This window comes from Streptomyces sp. NPDC025618 (genome assembly GCF_055558795.1).
Genome location: NZ_JBVHLW010000056.1, coordinates 18034 through 31356 on the forward strand (window position 1 = coordinate 18034; position 13323 = coordinate 31356).

12 protein-coding genes are annotated in these 13323 nt (G+C 73.3%); 3 read left to right on the forward strand and 9 right to left on the reverse strand.

The genetic code is table 11. The features are described from left to right. Positions 1 to 97 precede the first annotated feature (97 nt). Positions 98 to 802, reverse strand: coding sequence for a translation initiation factor IF-3 (gene infC / locus ACZ4A5_RS29075; protein ID WP_467590619.1), 705 nt, complete (start codon positions 800 to 802; stop codon positions 98 to 100). 368 nt (positions 803 to 1170) lie between these two features. Here infC and ACZ4A5_RS29080 point away from each other — a divergent pair, with 368 nt between their 5' ends. Then, positions 1171 to 1551, forward strand: a complete 381-nt coding sequence (locus tag ACZ4A5_RS29080; protein ID WP_467590622.1) for a DUF1844 domain-containing protein — start codon at positions 1171 to 1173, stop codon at positions 1549 to 1551. A 23-nt stretch (positions 1552 to 1574) separates the two neighbouring features. Here the strand turns inward: ACZ4A5_RS29080 and ACZ4A5_RS29085 are convergent, their stop codons facing one another. The 4 genes from ACZ4A5_RS29085 to ACZ4A5_RS29100 all read right to left on the reverse strand — a co-directional run bounded on the left by ACZ4A5_RS29085 (position 1575) and on the right by ACZ4A5_RS29100 (position 5495). Beyond that, a complete protein-coding gene (locus tag ACZ4A5_RS29085) occupies positions 1575 to 2444 on the reverse strand; it encodes an MIP family channel protein (RefSeq protein ID WP_467590624.1) in 870 nt (289 codons plus the stop codon). A 79-nt stretch (positions 2445 to 2523) separates the two neighbouring features. After that, positions 2524 to 3258 carry an SseB family protein gene (locus ACZ4A5_RS29090; RefSeq protein WP_467590627.1) on the reverse strand — a complete coding sequence of 245 codons (735 nt, stop codon included), beginning with the start codon at positions 3256 to 3258 and terminating at the stop codon, positions 2524 to 2526. A 221-nt stretch (positions 3259 to 3479) separates the two neighbouring features. Next, the gene (gene mycP, locus ACZ4A5_RS29095; RefSeq protein WP_467590630.1) at positions 3480 to 4643 is read right to left on the reverse strand and encodes a type VII secretion-associated serine protease mycosin; all 1164 of its coding nucleotides are present in this window, start codon (positions 4641 to 4643) and stop codon (positions 3480 to 3482) included. 66 nt (positions 4644 to 4709) lie between these two features. Then, entirely contained in the window at positions 4710 to 5495 is a 786-nt protein-coding gene (locus ACZ4A5_RS29100; RefSeq protein ID WP_467590633.1) for a hypothetical protein, read from the reverse strand. 325 nt (positions 5496 to 5820) lie between these two features. On the opposite strand from ACZ4A5_RS29100, the gene ACZ4A5_RS29105 reads away from it, so the two are divergent. Next, a complete protein-coding gene (locus ACZ4A5_RS29105; RefSeq protein WP_467590635.1) occupies positions 5821 to 7038 on the forward strand; it encodes an alanine racemase in 1218 nt (405 codons plus the stop codon). 357 nt (positions 7039 to 7395) lie between these two features. Here ACZ4A5_RS29105 and ACZ4A5_RS29110 read toward each other — a convergent pair whose 3' ends face one another. The 4 genes from ACZ4A5_RS29110 to ACZ4A5_RS29125 all read right to left on the reverse strand — a co-directional run bounded on the left by ACZ4A5_RS29110 (position 7396) and on the right by ACZ4A5_RS29125 (position 12270). After that, positions 7396 to 8670 carry an HAD family hydrolase gene (locus ACZ4A5_RS29110; RefSeq protein ID WP_467590637.1) on the reverse strand — a complete coding sequence of 425 codons (1275 nt, stop codon included), beginning with the start codon at positions 8668 to 8670 and terminating at the stop codon, positions 7396 to 7398. A gap of 78 nt (positions 8671 to 8748) precedes the next feature. Beyond that, positions 8749 to 9534, reverse strand: a complete 786-nt coding sequence (locus ACZ4A5_RS29115) for a 3-oxoacyl-ACP reductase (protein ID WP_467590640.1) — start codon at positions 9532 to 9534, stop codon at positions 8749 to 8751. Further along, the gene (locus ACZ4A5_RS29120; RefSeq protein WP_467590649.1) at positions 9531 to 10898 is read right to left on the reverse strand and encodes an aldehyde dehydrogenase family protein; all 1368 of its coding nucleotides are present in this window, start codon (positions 10896 to 10898) and stop codon (positions 9531 to 9533) included. The genes ACZ4A5_RS29115 and ACZ4A5_RS29120 overlap by 4 nt, the downstream gene beginning before the upstream one ends. 4 nt (positions 10899 to 10902) lie before the next feature. Next, positions 10903 to 12270, reverse strand: a complete 1368-nt coding sequence (locus ACZ4A5_RS29125) for a glutamine synthetase family protein (RefSeq protein WP_467590643.1) — start codon at positions 12268 to 12270, stop codon at positions 10903 to 10905. A gap of 74 nt (positions 12271 to 12344) precedes the next feature. On the opposite strand from ACZ4A5_RS29125, the gene ACZ4A5_RS29130 reads away from it, so the two are divergent. Further along, positions 12345 to 13046 carry a FadR/GntR family transcriptional regulator gene (locus ACZ4A5_RS29130; RefSeq protein ID WP_467590646.1) on the forward strand — a complete coding sequence of 234 codons (702 nt, stop codon included), beginning with the start codon at positions 12345 to 12347 and terminating at the stop codon, positions 13044 to 13046. The last annotated feature ends 277 nt before the right edge of the window (positions 13047 to 13323 follow it).

The following is a 13323-nucleotide window of genomic DNA, read 5'->3' on the forward strand; positions in this document are numbered from 1 at the left end:
CCCGTGAACCGGGCGCACGGGAGCGTCAGCTGTGTTCGGTTGCTGTCCGGGGCCCAGGGCCCCGGGGGTGCTCCTCGGGACCTCGCGGTCCCACGGATCACGCCTCTGCGGGCTCCTCGGCGGACTGCTCCTGCTCGGCGGGAGCACCCTGGCGCTCCGCCTTGCGAGCGGCCTGCGCCTCGCGGGCTTCGGCCATCGCCTCGGTCTTCTTCTTGTGCGGACCGAGGACCATGATCATGTTGCGGCCGTCCTGCTTCGGGTTCGACTCGACGAACCCCAGCTCCTGGACGTCTTCCGCGAGACGCTGCAGCAGTCGGTAGCCGAGCTCCGGCCGGGACTGCTCGCGACCACGGAACATGATCGTGATCTTGACCTTGTCGCCCTGCTTGAGGAACCGGACGACGTGACCCTTCTTGGTGTCATAGTCGTGCGGGTCGATCTTCGGCCGGAGCTTCATCTCCTTGATGACCGTGTGCGCCTGGTTCTTGCGCGCCTCACGGGCCTTCATGGCCGACTCGTACTTGAACTTCCCGTAGTCCATGAGCTTGCAGACCGGCGGACGGGCGTTCGCCGCCACCTCGACGAGGTCGAGGTCGTACTCCTGCGCAAGCTCCAGGGCCTTGGCAAGCGGCACAATGCCGACCTGCTCGCCACTGGGACCGACAAGTCGCACCTCGGGGACTCGAATCCGGTCGTTGATGCGGGGCTCGGCGCTGATGGATCCTCCTCGGTAGCACCACGCGGCCGCCTGGCGGACAGCCACGTAACGTCTTTTTCGTAAGACCAACCGCGCCGGACACATGAAAAACGCCCCGGACGGGACACAGGCGGGGCTCCATGAAACCGGAACACCGCCACGGCGAGCCGCGGGGCGCATCTATCGGGCAGCTCCATCGTCCGTACGGAACGATGGGCGCCGCCTGACCGGAGACCTGCCGACCCGTGAGTCGGTCAGGTGGGAGAGTCGGAGCCTCCACTTGTGGGCCGGGCACGCTAGTGACCAGCCGGTCGTTGTCCAGCATACCAGCGCCCCGGCCGGGCTCCCACCCGTGTGCGCCGGGCCCGGCGCCGCAGGGCCCGGCGGCCCGGTCCGCGGGGCACGGCCTAGGCTGGTCGGCGTCCCGGCGCCCGCGCGCGCCGGGAGACCCCCAGACAAGCGGAAGAGCAACGATGAGCGACGCCACCCCCGAGTCCACGCCCGTCCCCGCCGACGAGGCGCCGGACTTCGACAGCATGACCCGTGACATCGCGGACGTGCCCGCGGTCGAGGTGATCACCACGGTCGCGGTGCACCTGATGAGCGCGGCGGCGGTCAACCTCGGCCTCGCCGAGGAGGGCGACCGGCACAAGGACCTGGACGAGGCCCGCAAGCTGATCACCGCGCTCGCCGGCCTGGTCACCGCGGGCTCCACCGAGATCAGCAACTTCCACGCCGGACCGCTGCGCGACGGCCTGAAGTCGCTCCAGCTGGCCTTCCGCGAGGCGTCCCTCGTGCCGGACGAGCCGGGCAAGGGGCCGGGCGAGAAGTTCACCGGCCCCGTCTTCGGCTGATCCGGCCGTGACCTCCGCGCCCGTCAGACGCCGGCGCCGGGCCCCGCGCCCGGTCCCGCGTCGGGGCGCGGCGGCGTACCGAGGCCGGTGTCGTCCGGCGGGGGCACCGCGCCGGAGCGGGAGCCGGTGTCCGGGTACGGCGCCTTCGTCAGCTCGTCCGCGAGGTTCGCGGGCCCCTGACGCGGGTGGGTGACCTGGTGCGCGAGGGCCGCCAGCGCGCCGCCGATCAGCGGGGCGACGATGAACAGCCACAGCTGGGAGAGCGCGCCGCCGCCCGCGAAGAGGGCCGGGCCGAGGCTGCGGGCCGGGTTCACGGAGGTGCCCGTCAGCGGGATGCCGATCAGGTGGATCACCGCGAGGGCCAGGCCGATGGGGAGCCCGTCGAAGCCGACCACGGCGATCTTGTGCGTCACCGCCAGATAGACGAAGACCAGCAGGAAGGTCAGGACGACCTCCGCGAGGAACGCGCCGCCGGTGCCGAGGTGCACGGCCGAGCGGTCCCCGAAGCCGTTGCTGCCGAAGGCGCCGTGGGTCTTGAGCCCCGGCACCTGCTTGGCCAGCAGGAACAGCACCGCCGCGCCCACGATGCCGCCGAGCAGCTGGGCGATCCAGTACTCGATGGCCGTGCGCAGCGTGATGCGGCCCTCCACCAGCAGCCCGAGCGTCACCGCCGGATTCACATGGCAGCCCGAGATCGGGCCCAGCGCGTACGCCAGGGCCAGCAGGGTGAACCCGAAGGCCAGCGCGATACCGAGCACGCCGATGTAGTCGGCAGCGAGAACCGCTGACCCGACAGCGAAGAAAACCAGCAGCGCGGTGCCGAGGAATTCGGCCGCGACGGTTCTCGTCTGCACGGGATCGAGAGTCACCGATCCCAGCTTGACGGCGTCCATGGCGTCCTCCAGAGGATCGTGGACTGTCTTCGCATTGTCGGACGATCCAGGACGAGTCGCCTGTTGGGGCCGGTGGGACTCAGCGCGTGTAGAGAGGCTCCCCGGGGACCTCCGCGCCCGGCGGGAGCAGGGCCAGGTCCAGGCCGCGTACGAGCCGCGCGCGCAGCACCTCGTCGGCGGCGAGCGCCCGCGCGACCTGCTGGACGACCTCGGCGGGCACCGAGCCGGGCACCAGGGCCAGCGCCAGCGTCCCGTCCGCGTCCGCCGCCGGGGCGACGTGGGCGCGCAGCACGCCCGGCTGCGCCGCCAGGACCGCCCGCAGGGCGTCCGTGACCGATGGGTCCGCCAGCGGGTCCGCGCTCTGCCGCCCCTCCGCCAGGGCGAGCAGGGCGGGGCCGGTCAGCTGGTACGGCACCGGGCCGGCGAGGTCGATGACGACCGTGTCCGCCTTCTCGTGCGCGGCCGCCTGGAGCGCCTGGTGCAGCGGTACGGCCACGGGGCGCGCGTCCGCGCGCCACCGGGCCAGCGACTCCAGCGACGTGAACGCGGGCAGCGCCTTGCGGCCGCCCGGGGCCTGGAGCGTCGGCACGGCCATGTCGCTGGTCTTCTCGCGCTTCAGCCCGTCCGGGCCGGTCTCCACCTCGCCGAGCACGGCGACGACGGGCACGAGCAGGCGGGCTCCCGTCAGGGCCGCCAGGACGTCAGGCTCGGCGGCCGGGTCGTCCGCCCACGCCGCGAGGGCGGCGGTCAGAGCGGGGTCGGCGGAGCCGTTGTCGTCGGCGAACCCGGGGTCGGGGATGTTCTTGAGGGACACGGCGCCGAGCCTATCGGGGGGCTCGCCTGTGCTTTTCCCCAGCCCCGCCCCTTCCCGGCTGCGTCTGATGCGCGGCTCCGCCGCGTGGGGGGGGCATCAGCCCGTCCGGCGTTTGAGGACAACGCGCGAAGCGTGTTGCGGGGTCTGGGGGCTTGCCCCCGGTTTCGGGAAGGAGCGGGGCTGAGGAAAAGGCCCGCCGCAGGCGCCGACCGCCCCGCCGCCTAAACCCGGCGCCGCCACAAAACCCCCGCCACCACCAGCAGGAGCACCCCCACCCCCGCCGCCCCCAACGGCACCGGGTCCACAAACGACTCGCCACCAGAGCGCCGCTCCACAACCGCCGGGCCGAAGAAGCGCGGCGGATCCGCCTGGCTCCGCAGGGAAGCCACCCGCGCGCCCCGCGCGATCGCCGCCGCCGGGTCCACCAGCCCCGCGCCCCGCGCGTCATCGCGCCCGCCCGGCGGGCCGCCGCGGGCCGTGTCCACGATCAGCTCGCGGACCTGGGCCGGGGTCAGGCCGGGATGTGCGGCGCGTACGAGGGCCACCGCCCCGGAGACGAAGGCGGAGGCCGCGCTCGTGCCCCAGCCCTCGTAGTAGCGCCGGTCGGGGTCGGCGATCACCACGTCGACGCCGGGCGCGCAGACGGCCGCGTACCAGCGCCGGGTGGAGAAGGCGGCGCGGCCGCCGTACCGGTCGACCGCCGTGACCGCGATCACCCCGGGGTAGGCGGCGGGATAGCAGATGTGGTCGCCCTCCTCGCCGCCGTTGCCGGCCGAGGCGACCACGACGGCCCCCTTGCTCAGCGCGTACTGCACGGCGGCGTCCTCGCGCGGTTCGGGGTGCGCGGTGGCGCTGTCGTCGCCCAGGGACAGGTTGATCACGTCGGCACCGTGGTCGGCGGCCCAGCGGATGCCGTCCGCGAGGGCGCTGCCGCGGGCGCCGCGCGCCGTGGGCCGGGCCGGGTCGCTGTCCTCCAGGATCACCCGGACCGGCAGGATCTTCGCCTCGGGCGCGATGCCGAGCACGCCGTCGGAACCGCCGTCACCGTGCCCGCGCCCGGCGATGATCCCGGCCATCGCGGTGCCGTGCCGCGCCCAGGGCCGGTCGCCGGGGCCCGCGCCGAAGCCGACGAGGTCCTTGCCCGGCAGCACCTGCCCCCGCAGGTCGGGGTGCCCGTCGTCGACCCCGGTGTCGAGGACGGCGACGGTCACCCCGGCGCCCTTGGTGGTCCGCCACGCGTCCTCGGTGTGCAGGGCGTCGAGGGCCCACTCCTGCGCGCGTATCGCGTCGGCGCGCGCCGGCCCGGCGGGCAGTACGGCGCAGGCGACGGCGACGGTGAGGGCCGCGGTGAGACGGCCGCCCGCGACGCGGGTGAACGCCCTCACCACCGGGCCCTCCCACCGATGGTGAACGCCCTCATTTCCGGCCCCCTTCACCCATGACGAACGCCCTCATTCCCGGCCGCCCTCGGCCGCTGCCGCGCCCGTACCGCCCCGTACCGCCTGCTGGAGCCCGCGTTCCAGACGGTCCGCCAGGGCCATCGCGTCGTGCCCGAGCCCCGCCTGGGCCGGGGCCGTGGTGGCTCCGGGGGCGACCGCCTCCGCGGCCGGCTGCGGGGGTGTGCCCGTGCGGGCGTCCGCGAAGCCGGACACCGCGTAGACGACGGCGGGCAGGTCGGTCAGGACGCTGAGGTGCCAGCTGGCGCGCTGCGCGTCACCGAAGTGTTCGGCCACGGTGCCCCCGGGGGCGTACGGGCGGGGCATCAGGTCGGCACGTCTGTCGAGCCGTTCGTCGGAGAAGCGCTTGCGCAGGGCGCGCATGCCGGTGCCGTCGGTGGCGGTGACCAGGAGGCCGACGGTGGTCACGCGGGTGGCGGTCGCGTCGGTGTACGTGGCGCGGAGCAGCCGCTCGCAGCCCACGGGGGCGAGCGCCTTCGTCAGGAGGGCGTCGAAGGCTCCCGCGCAGTCGCTCTCGGGGGCGACGCCGACGCGGGTCCAGTCGCGGCCCGCTCCCCCGGGGCCCGCGGAGTCGGCGTGGATCCTGCGGGGGAAGAGGCTGTCCACGGGGAGGGTGTGCCAGAGGGCGCGGCCGCGCTCGAAGGCGCGCTCCGCGGCGGACTGCCGGTCCGACGCGCCGGTGAGCCAACTCCCGGCCGCGGCACCGGCGATGAGGCCGATACCGAGGATCAGGCAGGTGGCCGCCGCGGCGGTCCTTACGGCGGAGGTCCTGGGGCGCACGGGGGCCGCGGGGACGGGCGGCGGCGTGGCAGGGCAGGGAGGATGGAGGGGATACAGGGGATACGGCATCCGCGGCCGGGGCACGGACGGTGCCGGTCCCCCGCCGGGCCTGGCGCGTACCGGGAGCTCGTTCAGGGTGGGATTCGGGCGCACCCCTGTCGGAGGTGGCTCCGCTTCCGTAGTCAACCTGCGCTCTCCCCCTCGCGAGCCCGCTCGCCGGTTCCTGTCCGGACGCCCCGTCACTCTACGGGGCGGGCGGCGGGCTCGGCCATCGCCGTCGTGCGGCCCCTGTTCAGGGCCGGACTCCCTCTGGCAAGCTGCGCGCATGTCGCCTCGTGTCGCCGGTTCCCCCGCCGATCGGGCCCGCTACGACCGGGCCACCGCCGCTCTCGACGCGCCGTTGGCGGTGGTCGACCTCCAGGCGTTCGACGCCAACGCGCGGGATCTGCTCCGGCGGGCGGGCGGCAAGCCGGTGCGGGTGGCGAGCAAGTCGGTGCGCTGCCGGGCCCTGTTGGAGCGGGTGCTGGCGCGGGACGGCTTCTCGGGGGTGATGAGCTTTTCGCTCGCGGAGTCGCTGTGGCTGGCGCGGTCGGGGTTCCCGGATGTCCTGCTGGCGTATCCGTCGGCGGACCGGGCGGGCTTCGCCGAGCTGACGTCGGCCCCGAAGCTGGCGGCCGCGGTCACGGTGGTGGTGGACGATCCCGCGCAGCTCGCGCTGATCGACGCGGCGCGTGCCGGGGGCAGACGTTCCGAGGAGGTCCGGGTCTGTCTGGAGATGGACACATCGCTGCGGCTGCTCGGCGGCCGGGTGCGGATCGGCGCGCTGCGTTCGCCGTTGCGCGATCCGGTGCGGCTGGCGGAGGTGGCGCGGGCGATCGACAGGCGGCCCGGCTTCCGGCTGGTGGGGCTGATGGCGTACGAGGCGCATGTGGCGGGCGTGGGCGATGCGGTGGCGGGCCGGCCGCTGCGGTCCCGTGCCGTGCGGCTGATGCAGTCGGTGGCCCGCGAGGAGCTCGCGGCGCGCCGGGCGGAGGCGGTGCGGGCCGTACGGGCGGTGGCGGAGCTGGAGTTCGTCAACGGCGGTGGCACGGGGAGTGTGGAGTCCACGACGGCCGAGGACGCGGTGACGGAGGTGGCCGCGGGGTCGGGGCTGTTCATGCCGGGCCTGTTCGACCACTACAGCTCGTTCCGGGGCCGCCCGGCGGCGCTGTTCGCGCTGCCGGTGGTGCGGCGCCCCGGGGTGGGCGTGGTGACGGTGGCGGGCGGCGGCTGTCCGGCGTCGGGCGCGGCGGGCCGGGACCGGCTGCCCGTGCCCTGGCTCCCGGCCGGCCTGCGCCTCGACGCGCGCGAGGGCGCGGGCGAGGTGCAGACCCCCCTGCTCGGGCACCCGGCCGACGATCTGCTGGTGGGCGACAAGGTGTGGTTCCGGCACGCCAAGGCGGGTGAGCTGTGCGAACGCTTCGACGCGCTGCGGCTGATCGAGGGCGACCGGGTGGTCGGCACGGTGCCGACGTACCGGGGCGAGGGCCACACATTCCTGTGACCCTCACTCGTGCGTGCCTGACGGCTTGAGAATCAGCCGGGCCGCCCCGCGCGGGACCGGCCCGCCCGCGAACAGCACAAGGGCCTCACGGCGCCAAGGACACCGAAATCAGCCCACACCGGACAGACCCGGACGCGCCGCACATGGACGACCACGCCCAACCCATCCAGCCCGTCCGGCGATTGAGGACACACCCGCCGCAAGCACGGGCGACCCGGCCAAGGACACCGAAATCAGCCCCCGCCGAACGGACCCGGACGCGCCGCACGTGGACGACCACGCCCAACCCACCCAGCCCGTCCGGCGATTGAGGACACCCCCGAAGGGCGCTCCACCGCAAGGCACCAAGAACGGGACCTAGGAAGCCAGATCCAGCTGATCCGGGATGACCGACCCGTCCGCCCGCCGCACAGGCGCATGGCTGCCGTCCTCGTTCGTCGCGCCCACCGTGGCGCACGGGTACGTGCCCGACTTGCGCGGCATCGGGTCGATGAACATCGGGTTGGCGACCCAGCGGCCGTCCGCGTCGTCGAAGGCGCGGCACATCAGCTCGGCCTTGTTGCGGTTGATCGCGACGTGGGCGCCGGTGGCGTCGTTCACGAAGGTCACGTCGGTGTCGGCGTCACCCGCGCCGAGGGCGATGCGGTGCGCAGGGTCCTGCTGCTTCCAGGCGGCCGCGCCCTTGATCTTGAAGATCTCCTGGTTGATCATGCAGCGCTTGCCGTCCATGTACGGCAGGGCCCCGCCGGGGCCGTCCGCGACGCCGCCGCAGCCCTTGATGCCGGTGGTGAGGCGGCCGTGGCGGTCGAGGATGTTGCGGATGCCGATGGTGTGCTTGCGGTCGAGACCGACGCCGCCCGACCACGCCTCGGCGATCGGCTCGGAGGAGGCGGAGACGATGTAGACGTCGAAGCCCGCGGCCTTGAGCGTGCGGATCAGGTCCTTCTGCTGGTCGTAGTAGCGGATGTAGCCGGCGATGCTGTGCGTGCCCACGGTCTGCTTGCGGCCGATGGGCGCGGCGAGCTGCTCGGCGCGCGCCTGCTTGGCGTACGCGGTGAGGGTGGCGGGCGTCCGGCCGGCGAAGAGCTGGGGTATCCAGGCGTAGGCGGGCACGGTGCGGCGGTGGTTCCACTCGCCCGCGAAGGCGGCCTCGCCGGCCATGGTCTGCGACTTCTCGCGGATCTCGAAGATCTCGTCGGCGCAGGCGGTGTTCTTCGAGGTGGGCAGCGGGCGGCCGGCGGGCACGGCGGTGCCGCACGCCTTGGTCAGGGCGCGGTCGGCGGCCGGGGTCAGCCAGGCGGAGGTGTCGCGCCAGCTCTTGGGCCGCAGGATCTTGTCGTGGTTCAGGGCCCAGGCGAGCGTGGCGTCGGTGATGTCGTTCTTGACGACGGTGTTGTCCCAGTCGAAGGCGGCGACGGGGCGGGGGCCGCCCTTGCCGGAGCAGGTGCCCCGTTCGTCGATCATCTTCTGGAGCTTGGCGCGGTTGTCACCGAACCACGTGAGCTTCGTGGAGAGCTGGGGGCACTTCGCGGCGGGGCGGGCCGCGTGGGCGGGCGCCGCCTGGGCGGGCACCGAGGAGACGAGGGCCGCGGCGGCCAGGAGGCCGACGACGATGGCGGGCTTCTTGCGCATGCGTTCTCTTACGTACGTGGGGGCAGGACGTGCGACGGGACCGGCACGGCGGCCGGTCCCGGCGTTCGATCATGGACCTTACAGCGGCGTCACATAAGCCCCCGCGATGCCGCCGTCCACGAGGAACTCGGCGGCGTTCACGAAGGAGGAGTCGTCGCTGGCGAGGAAGGCGACGGCGGCGGCGATCTCCTCGGGTTCGGCGAACCGGCCCACGGGCACGTGCACCAGCCGGCGCGCGGCGCGCTCCGGGTCCTTGGCGAAGAGCTCCTTCAGCAGCGGGGTGTTCACCGGTCCCGGGCACAGGGCGTTGACGCGGATGCCCTCGCGGGCGAACTGCACGCCCAGCTCGCGGGACATGGACAGCACGCCGCCCTTGGAGGCGGTGTAGCTGATCTGCGAGGTGGCGGCGCCCATCACGGCGACGAAGGAGGCGGTGTTGATGATGGAGCCCTTGCCCTGCCGCCGCATATAGGGCAGCGCGGCCTTGCAGCAGAGGTAGACGGAGGTGAGGTTGACCTCCTGGACGCGCTTCCAGGCGTCGAGGCCGGTGGTGAGGATGGAGTCGTCGTCGGGCGGGGAGATCCCGGCGTTGTTGAAGGCGACGTCGACCGAGCCGTAGGTGTCGTACGCGGTCTTGAACAGCGCCTCGACCTGCTCCTGGTCGGTGACGTCGACCTGTGCGAAGAGCCCGCCGACCTCCTTGGCGGCGGCCTTGCCCGCGTCCTCGGAGATGTCCGCGCAGACGACGTAGGCGCCCTCGGAGGCGAGCCGCCGGGCGGTGGCGAGGCCGATGCCGCTGCCGGCTCCGGTGATCACGGCCGTGCGTCCGACGAGGCGGCGGCAGACGGGGTTCTGGTCGGTCACTTGGTCTCCTCGGTGCTGATGAACACGTTCTTGGTCTCGGTGAACGCCGTGAGGGCGCCGGGGCCGAGCTCGCGGCCCAGGCCGGACTGCTTGAAGCCCCCGAAGGGGGTCCAGTAGCGCACGCTGCTGTGGGAGTTGACGGAGAGGTTGCCCGCCGCGACGGCGCGGGAGACGCGGATCGCCCGGCCGACGTCGCGCGTCCAGATCGACCCGGAGAGGCCGTAGTCGGTGGCGTTGGCGATCCGTACGGCGTCGGCCTCGTCCTCGAAGGGGATGACGACGGCGACGGGCCCGAAGATCTCCTCCGCGGCGAGGCGGTCCTCCGGCGCGGACTCCAGCACGGTGGCCGGATACCAGAAGCCCTTGCCCGCGGGGGCCTCGCCGCGGATGGCGGCCGGGGCGTCCTCGCGGACGTAGGCCCGTACGCGCTCCCGGTGCACGGCGGAGATCAGCGGGCCCATCCGCGTGGCCGGGTCCGTCGGGTCGCCCACGGTGAAGGCGCGCACCGCGGGCTCCAGCAGCTCCATGAAGCGGTCGTAGACCCTCCGCTGGACGAGGATGCGGCTGCGGGCGCAGCAGTCCTGGCCGGAGTTGTCGAGGAAGGAGCCGGGGGCGGCCGCGGCGGCCCGCTCGATGTCGGCGTCGGCGAAGACGATGTTGGGGCTCTTGCCGCCGAGTTCGAGGGTCACGCGCTTCACACCGGCGGCGCACTTGGCCATGATCTGCTTGCCGACGGCGGTGGAGCCGGTGAAGACGACCTTGGCGACGCCGGGGTGCTCGACCAGGGCGTCGCCCGCGACGGGCCCGTCGCCGGGGAGCACCTGGAAGAGGCCCTCGGGCAGGCCGGATTCCAGGGCGAGTCCGGCGAGCCGCAGGGCGGTGAGCGGGGTGGTCTCGGCGGGTTTGAGGAGTACGGCGTTGCCCGCCGCGAGCGCGGGGGCGAGGCCCCAGGCGGCGATGGGCATCGGGAAGTTCCACGGGGCGATCACGGCGACGACGCCGAGCGGTTCGTGGAAGGTGACGTTCAGGCCCCCGGCGACGGGGATCTGGCTGCCGTTGAGGCGCTCGACGCCGGAGGCGGCGTAGTCGAGCAGGTCGCGGGCGTTGCCCGCTTCCCAGCGGGCGTTGCCGATGGGGTGCCCGGCCTCGCGGACCTCCAGCTGCGCCAGCTCCTCCAGGTGGGAGTCGACCGCGGCGGCGAAGCGGCGCAGGTGGCGGGCGCGGTCGCCGGGGGCGAGGGCCGCCCAGCCGGCCTGCGCCCGCGCGGCCCGCTGGACGGCGGCGTCGACGTCCCGCGGTGTGGAGGCGGGGACGGTGGCGACGACCTCTTCGGTCGCGGGGTTGATGATCTCGTGCAACGCGATGTCCTTACATGCGCTCGAAGGAACGGAAGCGCTCCCAGTCCGTGACGGCCGTGTCGTACGCCGCCTGCTCGACGCGTGCCATGTGGAGGTAGTGCTCGACGACCTCGTCGCCGAAGGCCGCCCGCGCTATGGGGCTCGCCTCCCACAGGTCCGCCGCTTCGCGCAGCGTCGTCGGCACGTGGGCGGCGTCCGCCGCGTAGGCGTTGCCCGTGCAGGCGTCGGGCAGCTCAAGCTCCTGCTCGACGCCGTGGAGACCGGCGGCGACCATGCCCGCGACGGCGAGGTAGGGGTTCACGTCGCCGCCGGGCAGGCGGTTCTCGAAGCGGTGCGAGGGGCCGTGGCCGACGACGCGCAGGGCGCAGGTGCGGTTGTCCGGTCCCCAGGCGACGGCGGTGGGGGCGAAGGAGCCGGGGCGGAAGCGCTTGTAGGAGTTGATGTTCGGCGCGTAGAGCAGAGTGAAGTCCCGCAGCGCGGCGAGCTGTCCGGCCAGGAAGTGCCGCATCGTCTTCGACATGCCGTACGGGCCGTCGTCGTCGGCGAGCACGGGCCGCCCGGCCTCGTCGCGCAGCGAGAGGTGGATGTGGCAGGAATTGCCCTCGCGCTCGTCGTACTTCGCCATGAAGGTGAGCGCCATGCCCTCCTGGGCGGCGATCTCCTTGGCGCCCGTCTTGTAGACGGAGTGCTGGTCGCAGGTGGTGAGCGCCTCGTCGTAGACGAACACGATCTCGTGCTGGCCGAGGTTGCACTCGCCCTTGGCGGACTCGACGGTGAGCCCGGCGCCGGCCATCTCGTTGCGGATGCGGCGCAGCAGCGGCTCGACGCGGCCGGTGCCGAGGACGGAGTAGTCGCCGTTGTACTGATTGGCGGGGGTCATCCCGCGGTAGGCGCGGCCCCACGCCTCCTCGTAGGTGTCCTTGAAGACCATGAACTCCAGCTCGGTGCCCGCGTACGCGCTCCAGCCGTGCTCGGCGAGCCGGTCGAGCTGGCCGCGCAGGATCTGCCGCGGGGAGGCGAGGACGGGCGAGCCGTCGTGCCAGGCGAGGTCGGCGGTGACCAGCGCGGTGCCGGGGTGCCAGGGGGCGCGGCGCAGGGTGGCGGTGTCGGCGCGCATGGCGAAGTCGCCGTAGCCGCGCTCCCACGACGACATGGCGTAGCCGGGCACGGTGTTGAGGTCGACGTCCACGGCGAGGAGGTAGTTGCAGCCCTCGGTGCCGTGGTCGAGGACCTGGTCGAGGAAGTACGGGGCGGCGAACCGCTTGCCCTGGAGCCTTCCCTGCATGTCGGTGAAGGCGAGGACGACGGTGTCGATCTCCCCGGCGTCCACGAGCCTGCGCAGCTCCTCGACGGCGAGCGGGGGCGTGCGGTCTGCCACGGTGTTGCCTCCTGTCGGTCCGACCGGGAGGTCTTAAGGTAGGCCCGTAGACCATTGATTGGGAAGGGGGCTCGATGGACGGGAGTTCGGCGGACCGGCTGGCGCCGGTGCTGCGACCGGTCCGCGCGGGCAACGGCTTCGAGGAGGCGCTGGAGCAGATACTCCAGATCGTCCGCCTGGGGCTGGTGCCGGAGGGCGAACGTCTGCCCTCCGAGCGCGAACTGGCCGAACGGCTGCGGATCAGCCGGGTCACCCTGCGCGAGGTGCTGAAGGTGCTTCAGGAGCAGGGACTGGTGGAGAGCCGGCGCGGCCGGTACGGAGGGACGTTCGTCCACGCCCGCACGGCAACCCTGCCTCAGGTGGAGGTCGATGTCGAGGACACGCTGCGCTTCCGCGAGGTGCTGGAGGTGGGCGCGGCGGGCCTGTGCGCGACGCACGGCCTGGACGAGACCCAGTCCACCCGCCTGCGCACGGCCCTGGCCGCCACGCACGACGCCCCGCTGACCGATTACCGCCGCCTGGACACGCTCTTCCACCTGACCCTGACGGAGCTGTCGGGTTCCCCGACGCTGGCCACGCAGTACGCGGCGGTGCGGGCGACGGTGAACGGCCTGCTCGACCGGATTCCCCTGCTGGTCCGCAACCTCGAGCATTCGCAGCTTCAGCATGCGGCGCTGGTGGAGGCGGTGCTTGCGGGTGAGGCGGATGCGGCTCGCGAGGTGATGCGGGAGCATTGCTGTGGGACGGCGGCGTTGTTGCGGGGGTTCTTGTCGTAGGAGGACGCGGCCCGGTTCGCACCTGCGGCGGGCTTTTCCCCAGCCCCGCCCCTTCCCGAAACTGGGGGCAAGCCCCCAGACCCCCAGCAACGCGGCTTCGCCGCGTTGTCCTCAAACTCCCCCAGCTACCTCCCCCAGACTCCGTCCGGGGGTGCCCCCAGAGGTGCCCCCAACGGGCTGAATGTGCTGGCTACGGTCCGCACAATCCAGCCCGTCCGGCGTTTGAGGACGCGCCCGCAGGGCGCTCCCGCCGCAGGCGGCGAACCGGCCCGCAGCC